The following is a 12,525-nucleotide window of genomic DNA, read 5'->3' on the forward strand; positions in this document are numbered from 1 at the left end:
ACCAACATGTATTGAAATGTAAATGAGGTGCTTGACTTGAAAATTTCTACCAAAGGCCGATATGGTTTAACAATTATGATGGAACTGGCGTCCAGGTACGGAGAAGGACCCACCTCATTAAAAAGTATTGCCGAAAAGCATCAGCTTTCCGAGCACTATTTGGAGCAATTGGTAGCCCCTTTGCGTAATGCAGGTTTAGTTAAAAGTATTCGAGGAGCCTATGGGGGCTATATTTTGTCCAAGCTGGCAGAAGATATTTCTGCGGGCGATGTGATTCGGGTACTGGAAGGACCGATCAGCCCTGTTGATTTCACGGAAGAGGATGATCCAGCCAAACGCGACCTGTGGGTACGCATCCGGGATAGCATCGCAACAGTGCTTGATTCCACCACATTGAAGGATTTAATCAGCTTCAAGGGTGAAGGCGTCAGCGATAGCTACATGTTCTATATTTAATTCAGATGAAGATAATGGAGTTATCATGACGATCTATTTGGACCATGCAGCAACAACCCCGGTTCATCCCGAGGTTCTCGAAACCATGCTGCCCATTTACACACATTACTTTGGAAATGCCTCCAGTACGCATAGCGCCGGTAGAGAAGCACGTTCTGTTGTTCAACGATCAAGAGATTCGATAGCTTCTTTACTTGGCTGTGCGGCTTCACAGCTTGTTTTTACAAGCGGAGGTACCGAAAGCAATAACATGTCTATATTAGGTGCAGCTGCTGCGCGCTCATCTTTGGGCAAGCATATTATAACGGTACAGACTGAACATCATGCTGTATTGCATACATGCCAGTATCTAGAAAAGCTGGGCTTTGAGGTAACCTATTTGCCTGTTGACACGAATGGTCAGATCGAATGGAATCTGCTTGAACAGGCGATTCGATCCGATACTATTTTGATCAGTGTGATGTATGGCAATAACGAAGTAGGGACGATTCAACCGATTGTGAAGATTGGGGAACTGGCCAGAAGTAAAGGGATCTGGTTCCACGTCGATGCTGTTCAGGCTTTGGGAGCAATGGAGCTTAGTCTGAATAGTCTTCCTATTGATTTAATGAGCTTTTCTGCGCACAAAATTCAGGGACCCAAAGGAATCGGAGCCCTTTATATAGCTAAACAAATTCAGCTAGAGCCGATTTTGCATGGTGGCGCTCAAGAAAGAAAGCGGCGTGCAGGTACCGAGAATGTACCGGGAATTGCAGGTTTTGCAAAAGCATTACAAATTTTTATCGATCATAGGTATGAAATGCAACAAAAGATGGAAAAACTACGTATAGAGATGATAACGAGGCTGCAAGAGCAATTGGGAAAAGACCAAGTGGTGGTCAACGGTCACCCGACAGCGCGTTTGCCCCATATACTCAACCTTAGTTTTCCTGGCATTTCATCCGAAACGATGCTGATGAACCTCGATATGGAGGGAATCGCTGCTGCCAGCGGATCTGCTTGTACTTCGGGATCATTGGAAGTATCACATGTGCTTCAAGCTATGAAGCTATCTGAGCAGGTAACCGCATCAGCTGTCCGATTCAGCTTCGGATTCAGCAGCAGTTTACAAGATATTATGACTTGCACAGAGAAAATTGTAACCATTGTAACTCGTATACGTAATAATTATTAGTAAGAAGTGTTTCATTCATTTGCAGCTATTGCATCGGGAGGATACAGCGCTTGAAAAAAGCTCGTGATGTGATAGGATTACCGATCCTTTGTGTACAAACAGGTAAACAAGTCGGTACAGTCAAGGATCTATTGCTGGATGAAGCTTGGCAGATTGAGCTCGTACTTCTGGAGAACAGGCATTGGTTTTCAGTATCAAACTGTGTTGCCTGGAAGGATGTTATTGCACTGGGTGAAGATGCTATAACCATTCACAACGAAGAGGCTGTCATCCAGTTGGATGCTCAGGATCAAGTGTACATCTCGTTGCTGAATGGGGACCATAAGGTGAAGGGAATGCCTGTTGTAACCGTCAATGGTCAGCATTTGGGTATTGTGGATGATGTTTATCTGGACCCCGAGCTGGGTAAAAAAGTAATAGGCTATGAATTGACCGAAGGTTTTATTTCCGATCTGAAAGAGGGGCGCAAATGGCTGCCCTTACCGGATTCTGTAACAATGGGTGAGGATGCAATTATAGTCCCCGTTCACTGTAATGAATGGTTGACTGAAATAGTCAAATCAAATGAGGAATAGGGTGATACCAAATGTTACGTTGTCCGAATTGTAATTCGAAGGATATTGGCAAAATAGGCTCGCATCAGTTTTATTGCTGGGGCTGCTTTATTGAACTTAGTGTGAACGGAGAGAAAATGTCCGTATATCAAGTTGAAGAAGACGGTACTTTAAGCTCTCTCGATGATCTGTTTTTTGAAGAGGAAATGCCGCATATTCATGCAAACTGATAAATTATCGAATCAGATGTATGTCGAATCGCATTCGCCCTAACCGCTTGAATCATGCAGCGGCTGGAAGCGAATGCGATTTTTTTGTGTTATCCAAGGGGATTAAGATGCAGGGTTGTACATATACTTATAGAAGTTGAGCGATTTGGACAAGAATGGCTTGGACATGGAACTGAGGTGGTGAGAACGCATGAATCATTTTTACAAAAGCAGAGTATTTTCAATTATGATACATATACTGCTGGGTCTGCTGATCCTGCTGGTTTTATTGAAAATTCGTCCGATCTGGCTCGGAATTTATCATTTTCTGCTTGAGATCCTGGCTCCTTTTATTATCGCAATGATCATATCGTATGTATTGAATCCTGTTGTATCCCTGCTTAACGCACGCAAGGTGCCGAGGACGGTGGCTGTTCTACTGATTTATGCGGTTTTCATTGTGTCCACAACGGTTATACTAATGAACTTGATTCCGATGTTCATTAACCAATTGAATGAATTTAATGAGCATATTCCACAGCTGGAAATGAAGGCTCAAGGCGTTGTCGATACGATGAACAGTATGCAATTTGTACCGGACACTATCCGGACTGGCATCAATCAATCTCTGATGAAGCTGGAAAACGGCGTATCACATGCCATATCGAAGTATATTGACGGAATTGGCAGTACGATCAATATGATATTCATTGCTTTTATCGTACCTTTTTTGGCTTTCTACATGCTCAAGGATTTTCAACTGATAGAAAAAACCGTACTGGCTACGGTACCTAAAGCAAAGCGCAAACAGGTTTACAAGCTGCTGATGGATATCGATACGGCTCTCGGTAATTATATTCGCGGACAGTTTTTAGTATGTGTGATTATTGGAATACTGGCGTATCTGGGTTATTGGCTGGTGGGAATGCCGTACGCGCTGCTGTTGGCTTGTCTGGTTGCCGTGTTTAATATTATCCCTTATCTGGGCCCTTTCTTTGGGGCGGCCCCCGCTCTTATAATGGCCTCGACCATTTCCTTTAAGATGGTGCTGATGGTCGCTGTAGTGAATGCAGTCTGTCAAATTCTCGAAGGCAATGTCATTTCGCCTCAGGTAGTAGGTCGCTCGTTAAAAATGCATCCGCTCCTGATTATATTTGCTCTGCTTGCGGGTGGGGAGATAGCGGGTGTAATCGGCTTGATTCTGGCGGTTCCGTTGTTTGCTGTCATCAAGGTAATTGTTCAGCATGTTTTCCAATATTATGTACATCGGAGAACAACGTAAACAAGAAGATTGAATTGTTCTCCAGGCGCATCTTCCTAATCCGCTGCTTGGCCGGCTTGTTGACATTCCTTTCAAGAAACGTATATAATCGTATACAAGTATATAACTGAAAGCGTTGATGAAATCAAGTAAACCATAGTCCATTATCCAGAGAATAGGTTATAGCCCATTGCTGCTTGCACGAGGCTAGCTGAGAGAACCTTACTAATGAAGGATGGTTGAAAGCTCATTTCGGAGTGCGGAACAAATCCGCCGGATGGACTCGTTACAAGTCTTGTTCAAGGAGATTGTACAGCAGGCTTGCGTCTTAATTGACAGCTGTGCAGTAACCAGGGTGGTACCGCGATCAATTCGTCCCTGTTAGCAGGGGCGTTTTTCTGTTTAAAAGAGGTTTTGGGGAGTGGAATCGAGGTTTTGCTTGGCTTGCGGAGAAGTAAAGTTCAAAGGCGGGGAATTTGTGCAAATGCTAATGTCCCCTGCGTGCGCAAGGGATGTGCCTTCGGCCGCTGTTGAACCTGGATGATCTTGATTAGACGAAGTGGTAATCATCCATGTTCAAAGGCGGCACGTAAACTCTACGGCACAATCCCTTGCTCCCTCCGGGACCCATTTGCACAAATTCCTTCCTGCGGAAGAACTTTACCTGCTTCGCTTGGGGGCAAAACTCCTACTCCATCCCCAATAGGGGGTGGAGTAGTGAACCCCACGCTGCGCGAAGCTTCCCTTATCTAAAGGCTAGCGTGTCCCGCAGGGACGATGCGGCTCCAGAACCAAAACAGCAGCACCCAGCAAGCGCACGTACTTGAACTTGTACTCACGCACTTGCTCAAACACCACAGTCAAGCGTGTCCCGCAGGGACGAAAGCGGCCCGAGCACACGCATGAACTCAAAAGGCATAGCACCACAGTCGAGCGTGTCCCTGAGGGACATAGCGGCCCGAGAACAACGCAGTCCGCTACGCTCCCACGGGAGTCCAGAGGGCAAAGCCCTTTGGAGCCCTCCCTTTAGGGAGGGTTTGGGAGGGTAAAAAAACCACCGGAGGTATTTAATATGAAAGCCAGTGAAATCCGTTCCAAATGGCTCGCATTTTTTGAAAGTAAAGGACACCGCATTGAACCGAGCGCGCCGCTCGTTCCGCACAACGATCCATCCTTACTGTGGATCAACGCAGGGATGGCACCGCTCAAGGCTTATTTTGACGGACGTATTGTTCCTGAGAATCCGCGGATTGCCAATTCGCAAAAATGTATTCGTACCAATGACATTGAAAATGTCGGCAAAACACGCCGTCATCATACTTTTTTTGAAATGCTCGGTAACTTTTCAATCGGTGATTATTTTAAAGAAGAGGTTATTACCTGGGCATGGGAATTTCTGACGAGCCCGGAATGGATCGGCTTTGATCCGGAACGTTTGTCGGTGACGGTGTACCCTGAGGATACCGAAGCTTTTGAATTTTGGAACAAAAAAATCGGGCTTCCGGAAGAACGGATCTATAAGCTTGAAGAAAACTTTTGGGATATTGGCGAAGGACCTTGCGGACCTTGTACCGAAATTTTTTATGACCGTGGCGATGCGTATGGGGATTTGAGTGATCCGGAATGCTGGCCTGGCGGAGAAAATGAACGTTTCCTTGAAGTATGGAATCTGGTGTTTTCCCAGTTCAACCATAACAAAGACGGCAGCTACACACCGTTGCCTAATAAAAATATCGATACAGGAGCAGGTCTGGAGCGTTTTGCCTCGATTTTGCAAAATGTGGACTCCAACTTTGATACGGATTTGTTCATGCCGATTATCGAGCAAACTGCCAAGCTTGCGGGTGTGAAGTACCATGTGAATACAGAAACCGATGTAGCGTTAAAGGTTATTGCCGATCATATCCGTACGGTTGCCTTTTCGGTAGGTGACGGCGTGCTTCCTTCCAATGAAGGGCGCGGCTATGTCATTCGTCGTTTACTGCGTCGTGCCGTACGTTACGGGAAAGTAATCGGTCTCGATAAACCGTTCCTGCACACGCTGACCCCCATTGTTGGTGAAATCATGGGGATGTACTATACGGAGGTTGTCGACAAACGTGAGTTTATCGAGAAGGTGATTCGCACCGAAGAGGAGCGTTTCCATGAAACCTTATCCGATGGTTTGGCTATACTTGCTGAATTAACGGAAAAAGCCAGCTCCGAGGGCAAAACACAGATCAGCGGCGCGGATGCATTCAAGCTGTATGACACGTACGGTTTCCCTTTCGATTTAACAGAGGATTTTGCCTCGGAAAAAGGTTTGACGGTAGATCGTGAAGGGTTTGACAGCTCAATGCAGGAGCAGCGTAATCGTGCCCGGGCAGCTCGCCAGGATTCGGACAGTATGAAGGTACAGGGCGGACCACTTGCTGAGCTGACGGTTAAAAGTGAGTTTGTTGGTTATACTGAATTGGTAACTACTGCTAAAGTGATTGCTGTGGTGCATGAGAATCAATTTGTCGATTTGGTCGGTTTGGGCGAGACGTGTCAGGTGGTGCTGGATGTCACTCCTTTCTACGCGGAGAGCGGTGGACAGGTGAGCGATCACGGCTATCTTGCTTCAGGGGATGTCCGTTTAAAAGTAGTAGATGTCAGCAAAGCACCGCATGGTCAGCATGTGCATACTGTTGTAGTTGAATCGGGTGTGCTGCGTAAGGGTGATACCGTTCAGGCAGCGGTCAGTGAAGAAATGCGCGAGGACATTATCAAAAATCATACGGCCACTCATTTGCTGCATAAAGCTTTGAAAGATGTGCTGGGTGAGCACGTGAATCAGGCTGGCTCATCGGTAGCTCCAGAGAGATTGCGTTTTGACTTCTCGCATTTCGGCAGCATTACTGCTGAAGAGCTGCAGGATGTCGAAAAACGGGTTAACCAGCAAATCTGGAAAAGCACGCAAGTTTCGATTACACTTAAACCAATTGCTGATGCAAAAGCAATGGGGGCGATGGCTTTATTTGGTGAGAAATATGGCGATGTTGTCCGTGTTGTTCAAGTAGGCAGCTACAGTCTGGAGTTGTGCGGAGGCTGTCATGTGGCCAACACTAGCCAGATTGGTCTGTTCAAAATCGTCAGTGAATCAGGGATCGGCTCCGGAGTTCGCCGGATTGAAGCCGTGACTGGCCGTAATGCTTATATGTATATAGATCAACAGCTGCAGCTGCTGCGTGATTCGTCAGGACTGCTGAAATCCAACATTCAAGAGGTTCCCAAACGAATCGAGGGTCTGTTTGTTCAACTGAAGGAATTGGCAAGAGAGAATGAATCCCTGAAGTCGAAGCTTGGCAAAATCGAGGCGGGCTCTTTAACGGACCAGTTGAAAACCATTGCAGGAGTACCCGTGCTAGCCGCGCAGGTCAATGCTGGGGATATGGATTCACTTCGTAGTATTGTGGATCAAATGAAGGTTAAGCTTGGTTCAGCAATCATCGTGTTGGGTGCGATTGCGGATGACAAAGTGAATCTGGTAGCAGCCGTAACACCGGACCTTGTGGCTCAAGGCTTTCATGCCGGTAAGCTGATCAAGGAAACAGCTGCAATTGTTGGCGGCAGCGGTGGTGGCCGTCCCGATATGGCGCAAGCAGGAGGCAAGGATGCTTCCCAATTGTCGGCGGCACTGGAGAAGGTAGGACATTTTGTAGAAAATCAAGCGATGTTGAAAAAATAATTTTGCACTGTCAAGAGGAATCTTTCGACAAATAGCGAATATCTAAGTAAGGTAACGTGTTTTGTTAGCTACTATTCATCATTTTTGTTTCTAGGGGGTGTAGGGATGAGCTCGATGGATAAAACGATGAAGTTCAATGTAAAAGCGGAAGAAATCGAAACATCACCCAAGGAAGTTATATTGGCTGTATATGACGCGCTGCAGGAAAAAGGCTATAATCCGATTAATCAAATTGTAGGCTACCTATTATCCGGCGACCCGGCTTATATTCCACGCCATAATAACGCTAGGAGCATCATTCGCAAGCGCGAACGTGACGAGTTGATTGAAGAGCTGGTCAGATCATATTTGCAGCAGCATAAATCATAAGATGCAGGGCAGGAAATTTAAAATATCACATGATTGCCTGCCGTTGGGAGTTTAGCATAAGATGGAACGTTTGATGGGTTTGGATTACGGAGACAAAACGATAGGTATCGCCCTTAGTGACGAATTGGGCTGGACAGCTCAAGGTCTTGAGGTCATCCGGAGAACAAGCTCAGAGAAAGATATGGCAAGACTTCGTGAATTGATTGCGCAGTACAACGTTCACGGACTTGTCGTAGGCTTGCCCAAGAATATGAACAATACCATAGGTCCTCGTGCAGAGCTGTGTATCGCTTTTGCCGAGTCCCTGCGAGAAATTTTCGCATTGCCCGTACATCTATGGGATGAGCGGTTGACAACGGCCTCTGCACAGCGTGTGCTGATTGATGCTGATGTCAGCCGCAAGAAAAGAAAGCAAGTCATCGATAAGATGGCAGCTGCGCTCATTTTGCAAAATTATATGGATTCCAATACGAAGAGGTGATTGGCGTGACTAAAGAAGAACAACTTCAAGAAGAAGAACCGGAAATTATTTATATCCCGGATGAAGAAGGTAATGAAGAAGAGTTTGAAGTCATTATGAAGTTCGAGGTTGACGGTTCCGATAAAAAGTACATGATGGTTGTGCCGGTCGACGCGGAAGAGGAATCCGATGAGGTGTATGCTTTCCGTTATGAAGAAGACGGAGACGACCTGCAGTTGTTTACGATCGATAACGAAGAAGAATGGAATATTGTCGAAGAGACCTTTAATACATTGATGGATGAGGATGTCGAAGAGGAAGAAGAAGACTCCAATTAATTGAAACGACAACAGGAGGCGTTCTTTTTGTTCACATTAAAGGATGTAAAGTTAATAAGTCAGTTGCGCAGCACCTACGGAGATGATATTATCTTGTATGATGATAATGAACAATCCGTTGTTTACAAGCTGCTTACTGAGTTTCAACTGGGTGATCAAGGCTATGCGGTTGTGAAGCAGGATCAGCCTGTTATTGGAGAGCCTGAGGTTTTCCGGGTTACAACAGGCCCAGATGGAGAGCTTGAGCTGGAAACCATAGATGATGATGACGAATGGGAAAACGTGACTGAGCTATATGATGAGATGACGTTTTCTGAGGATAGTGCGTTGTAAACAAGATGTTGGTTTCAAACGGAGTGAGCGGAGACAATCCGCTCTTTTTCGTTGTTTATGCGTACTTGGTCGAAAGGAGTAGTAGTGGCACCGTTCAGTAGAGTGAAAACCATTATAGGTACATTGATTGTGATAGTTTTAATAGTAGTCGTAGTAGCTTCTGTAGGCACGACTTTATATGTGAAGCAAGCCTTACAGCCTGTTCCTGAATCCTCTAAACCGCAAACGATTATGATCCCACCAGGTATGAGCCCGTTCTCCATTGCTGAGCTGTTGGAACGTAAAGGTTTGATTCGCAGTGCACGAATTTTTACTTATTATTTGAAATATGTTCAGCAGGGCAGTAAATTTCAGGCAGGCGAATATGAAATGCTTCCCGGGATGACCAACGATGCCATTATTGATACTTTAAATAAAGGTTTAACAGTTAAAGAGCAGGGGATCAAGCTTACCGTACCCGAGGGTTACACCGTAAGGCAGATCGCGGATAAGGTTCAACAGCAATTTGGAATCGATCCGGCATTATTCATAGAGAAGGCACAGCAGGAGAGTCACTTTACGGCCCAAGTATTCACGAAAATGGCAAATCAAGCACAGCTGAAAAGCAGGCTGGAGGGGTATTTGTTTCCTGAGACTTACGAATGGAGCAAAGACATTAAAGTGGAGGATATGCTCAATAATATGATGCTGGAGCTCGACAAGAAGCTGGAGCAGCTTCCGGACAACTGGCAGCAAGCGATGGCGGACCGTGGACAAAGCTTTCATGAGATGCTGACCATTGCTTCGTTGATCGAACGTGAGGCTGTATTGGATGAAGAGCGTCCTCTCGTCAGCGGCGTCATTCATAATCGATTGCGCAAGAAGATGGAGCTGCAAATCGATGCCACTGTTCAATACTTGTTTGATAAGCCAAAGGATCGATTATTTGAAAAGGATTTGCAGACGGAAAGTCCGTATAACACTTATTTGCACAAAGGCTTGCCACCTGGTCCTATTGCGAGCCCAAGTCTTTCGTCAATTAAAGCGGCGATATACCCGGCAGACAACAACTACCTGTATTATGTCACGAAAAAGGATGGCACCAAAGCGCATTACTTTGGCGAAACCTTTGATCAGCACCAAAAAAATATAGCGGTCAGCAAGAAAAACGAAAGTACGCTTAAAAAGTAATTTTTTTATTGAAGGGTGAGAGTACAATGAAAAAACCAGAACTGTACATTTCTGCCGGAACAGCAGAAGAAGCACGGCGTTATGTAGAGGCCGGAGCCGATGCGGTATCGGTCGGTGAGCACCGTTATGGCATGCGGTTATCTGGCGAGGTCATGCTGGACGAGTTAAGTGATTTAATTCCCTGGTGCCATGAACGTGGTGCCAAGGTATATGTGATGGTTAACAAAATTATCGATAACGAGATGCTTGCGCAGCTTCCGGATTATTTACAACGTGTGCAGCAACTGCAGGCAGATGCGGTTGTATTCGGCGATCCAGCCGTTTTAATAGCAATGCGCCAGGCTGCACCGGGTTTGCCGCTGCATTGGAATGCCGAAATGACTTCCACGAATTATGAAACAGCCAATTATTGGGGCTCCAAGGGATCGAGGCGGGTCGTCTTGGCCCGGGAACTGAATATGGATGAAACCCTTGAAATAAAAAGCAAGCTGCCGCACATGGAAGTACAGGTGCAGGTGCACGGCATTACGAATATATACCATTCCAAACGCAGCCTGGTAACCAATTACGAGGACCATCAGGGACGCGAACAAGGCGCATCGAAGGGGCTTGAGGATGGACTGTTTCTGATCGAGCAGGAACGTAAGGATGAGCGTTATCCGCTGTACGAGGACGAGAATGGTACGCATATTATGAGCTCTGATGATATTTGTATGCTTGAAAACCTGCATGAGCTGATTGAAGGTCATATCGATAGCTTGAAAATTGAAGGCTTATTAAAGTCACCTGAATACAACGAAGCTGTAATCAAAGGGTATCGCCTGGCGATTGATACCTTCTGCTCTGACCCGGAAAACTACGTATTCGAAGAACAATGGGTGGATGCAATTCGTGAGCTGCAGGACCCAAGACGTGAGCTGACGTTCGGCTTTTTCTTTAAAGAACAAGTGTATTAAACTAGAATTGGATAGGTAAAAGGAGTGATCGTGATGACGATGATACAGCAGCAGCTTCTTGGCAAGCGAGTACGTCTGGATAAACCGGAGCTACTGGCCCCGGCTGGTAATCTGGAAAAGCTGAAATTTGCTGTCCATTATGGAGCTGACGCCGTCTATATTGGGGGTCAGCAGTATGGACTGCGTTCCAATGCGGATAATTTTTCATTCGATGAGATGCGCGAAGGTGTGGAATTTGCAGAACGTTACGGGGCCAAAGTGTTCGTTGCTACTAATATTTATGCCCATAATGAAGATATCGAAGGGTTGGAGACCTATTTACGAGGTATTCAGGATGCTGGTGTAGCAGCGATTATTGTCGCGGACCCGGTTATTATTGAAACCTGTAAGCGGGTTGCTCCCAAGCTTGAAATTCATTTGAGTACCCAGCAGTCTACGATGAACTGGCAGGCTGTGCAATTTTGGAAGGAAGAAGGCGTGGATCGTGTTGTGCTCGCGCGTGAAGCGAGTATGCAGGAAATTGAAGATATCAAGAAAAACGTCCATGTGGAGATCGAGGTTTTCGTTCATGGCGCGATGTGCAGCTCCTATTCAGGGCGCTGTGTCTTATCCAACCATTTTACCGACCGTGATTCTAACCGTGGTGGCTGCTCGCAATCCTGTAGATGGAAATATGATTTGTTTACAACGGAGCAGGATCAGCAGATCGGGATTAAGGAGCTTCCTTTATTTCAGGCCGAGGACGACGCCTTTTCGATGAGCTCCAAGGACTTATCGATGATCGAGCATATTCCTGAGCTGGTACGCTCGGGTGTAGATAGCTTCAAAATCGAAGGCCGGATGAAAAGCGTTCACTATGTGGCTACAGTCGTTAATGCATACCGTCAAGCGATCGATGCATATTTTGCTGATCCTGAACATTATGAGATGAAGCCCGAATGGCTTTACGAAATCCAGAAGGCTGCCAATCGGCCTTTGAATACAGGATTTTTCTATGAGCATCCGGATCATGAAGACCATATCTTTGAGCCGGAGGATAAAGCAGCGCCTTATGATTTTGTAGGTGTAGTCACAGCTTATGATGCGGACAGCGGCATAGCGACCATTCAGCAGCGTAATCATTTTAAGCCGGGTCAAGAGATTGAATTTTTTGGACCTACGGGAACCTTTTTCAAGCAAAACGTTCCTGCTATCTATGATGAATCGGGGCAAGAACTCGATGCAGCGCGGCACCCTCTTCAATCGATCCGGATGAAGCTGGATCAGCCCGTTCAACCTATGGATATGATGCGTAAAAGAATGCGCAAAGCATAAAAACGGATAAAAGAAGCCTCTAACTCCTGAGGCTTTTTTTGTCTAGGGTCATAATACCCATGGACAGTAATGGAAAAAAGTAATATGATCCAAATGGTCGAAAAAAATGCAAAAATCGCCAAAAAATTTAAAAATGAAGCATTTGGACTATTTTATTTCCAATGAAAGCGATTTATAAAAAGGAATTACAAAAACGATGTCGAATATCATTTTTAATGTTAT

Annotated in this window: 14 protein-coding genes; 13 read left to right on the plus strand and 1 reads right to left on the minus strand. The window is 45.7% G+C overall.

Translation table 11 applies throughout. The features are described from left to right. Positions 1-36 precede the first annotated feature (36 nt). The 5 genes from cymR to BK127_RS15475 all read left to right on the plus strand — a co-directional run bounded on the left by cymR (position 37) and on the right by BK127_RS15475 (position 3,675). Entirely contained in the window at positions 37-456 is a 420-nt protein-coding gene (gene cymR, locus BK127_RS15455) for a cysteine metabolism transcriptional regulator CymR (protein WP_076231676.1), read from the plus strand. A 25-nt stretch (positions 457-481) separates the two neighbouring features. Next, on the plus strand, positions 482-1,630 hold the full coding sequence (locus BK127_RS15460) for a cysteine desulfurase family protein (RefSeq protein ID WP_076231678.1): 1,149 nt from the start codon (positions 482-484) through the stop codon (positions 1,628-1,630). Between the two features lie 50 nt (positions 1,631-1,680). Continuing rightward, complete coding sequence (locus BK127_RS15465; RefSeq protein ID WP_076231680.1) at positions 1,681-2,205, plus strand: PRC-barrel domain-containing protein; 525 nt, start codon at positions 1,681-1,683, stop codon at positions 2,203-2,205. Positions 2,206-2,216: 11 nt separating this feature from the next. Then, on the plus strand, positions 2,217-2,414 hold the full coding sequence (locus tag BK127_RS15470; RefSeq protein ID WP_076231682.1) for a hypothetical protein: 198 nt from the start codon (positions 2,217-2,219) through the stop codon (positions 2,412-2,414). A gap of 190 nt (positions 2,415-2,604) precedes the next feature. Continuing rightward, positions 2,605-3,675 carry an AI-2E family transporter gene (locus BK127_RS15475; protein WP_076231684.1) on the plus strand — a complete coding sequence of 357 codons (1,071 nt, stop codon included), beginning with the start codon at positions 2,605-2,607 and terminating at the stop codon, positions 3,673-3,675. A gap of 735 nt (positions 3,676-4,410) precedes the next feature. Here BK127_RS15475 and BK127_RS43710 read toward each other — a convergent pair. Then, the gene (locus BK127_RS43710) at positions 4,411-4,566 is read right to left on the minus strand and encodes a hypothetical protein (protein WP_179097494.1); all 156 of its coding nucleotides are present in this window, start codon (positions 4,564-4,566) and stop codon (positions 4,411-4,413) included. A 160-nt stretch (positions 4,567-4,726) separates the two neighbouring features. Here BK127_RS43710 and alaS point away from each other — a divergent pair, with 160 nt between their 5' ends. From alaS to BK127_RS15515, 8 genes are all read left to right on the plus strand, one after another. Further along, positions 4,727-7,363 carry an alanine--tRNA ligase gene (alaS, locus tag BK127_RS15480; RefSeq protein ID WP_076231686.1) on the plus strand — a complete coding sequence of 879 codons (2,637 nt, stop codon included), beginning with the start codon at positions 4,727-4,729 and terminating at the stop codon, positions 7,361-7,363. Between the two features lie 105 nt (positions 7,364-7,468). After that, positions 7,469-7,732: an IreB family regulatory phosphoprotein gene (locus BK127_RS15485; protein WP_076231688.1), complete on the plus strand. Its 264-nt coding sequence runs from the start codon at positions 7,469-7,471 to the stop codon at positions 7,730-7,732. A 61-nt stretch (positions 7,733-7,793) separates the two neighbouring features. Further along, a complete protein-coding gene (ruvX, locus tag BK127_RS15490; protein WP_076231690.1) occupies positions 7,794-8,213 on the plus strand; it encodes a Holliday junction resolvase RuvX in 420 nt (139 codons plus the stop codon). A gap of 5 nt (positions 8,214-8,218) precedes the next feature. Continuing rightward, the gene (locus BK127_RS15495; RefSeq protein ID WP_076231692.1) at positions 8,219-8,530 is read left to right on the plus strand and encodes a DUF1292 domain-containing protein; all 312 of its coding nucleotides are present in this window, start codon (positions 8,219-8,221) and stop codon (positions 8,528-8,530) included. Beyond that, positions 8,531-8,863, plus strand: a complete 333-nt coding sequence (locus BK127_RS15500) for a DUF1292 domain-containing protein (RefSeq protein ID WP_256711328.1) — start codon at positions 8,531-8,533, stop codon at positions 8,861-8,863. 57 nt (positions 8,864-8,920) lie between these two features. Continuing rightward, complete coding sequence (gene mltG / locus BK127_RS15505) at positions 8,921-10,033, plus strand: endolytic transglycosylase MltG (protein ID WP_076231696.1); 1,113 nt, start codon at positions 8,921-8,923, stop codon at positions 10,031-10,033. A 26-nt stretch (positions 10,034-10,059) separates the two neighbouring features. Then, positions 10,060-10,989, plus strand: a complete 930-nt coding sequence (locus BK127_RS15510) for a peptidase U32 family protein (protein WP_076231698.1) — start codon at positions 10,060-10,062, stop codon at positions 10,987-10,989. A 33-nt stretch (positions 10,990-11,022) separates the two neighbouring features. Further along, the gene (locus BK127_RS15515; protein ID WP_076231700.1) at positions 11,023-12,303 is read left to right on the plus strand and encodes a peptidase U32 family protein; all 1,281 of its coding nucleotides are present in this window, start codon (positions 11,023-11,025) and stop codon (positions 12,301-12,303) included. Positions 12,304-12,525 lie beyond the last annotated feature (222 nt).

It is taken from the genome of Paenibacillus sp. FSL H7-0331 (assembly GCF_001956045.1).